Source organism: Niallia sp. MER 6 (genome assembly GCF_023714395.1).
Lineage (GTDB): Bacteria > Bacillota > Bacilli > Bacillales > Cytobacillaceae > Niallia.
Window position 1 is genome coordinate 1 of record NZ_JAMAUK010000126.1, and the last position, 404, is coordinate 404.

Below are 404 nucleotides of genomic sequence, written 5' to 3' on the forward strand. Positions count from 1 at the left end.
AGGTAGAGAAGTCTCTTTTTAAAAGATTACCCAGCTGCACAACCTTTTCTTTTGAGGGGAAAGGACGGTATTTTTTCCTGGTAATCGAACGGATGCCTGCCTTTCTCATTAAGCGCTGGACACGCTTTAGGCTTAAACAAACCCCGTTGTTTGATAAGGTCTTATGGATTTTCGGTGCGCCATAACGCGCCTTACTTTCCAGGTGAATCCGTTGGATTTCCTGCGTGAGTTCCTGGTTTTCCAGTTCACGTTTTGACGTCGTTTTTTCAAGGGAGCGATAGTAGCTGCTTCTTGGCACGGCCAGTACTTCGCACATTTTCTGGACGGGATATTGATCCTTGTGTTCCTCGATAAAATCGATGAGCTCTGATTCGGTTACTTTTTCGCGAATATGGCCATAGCCT

The 404-nt window shown here is 45.5% G+C and carries 1 protein-coding gene; it reads right to left on the reverse strand.

Going from position 1 to position 404, the window contains the following annotated elements; genetic code table 11:
* On the reverse strand, window positions 1–404 hold a 404-nt coding region (locus M3600_RS28640; protein WP_251648597.1), incomplete at both ends, for an IS3 family transposase.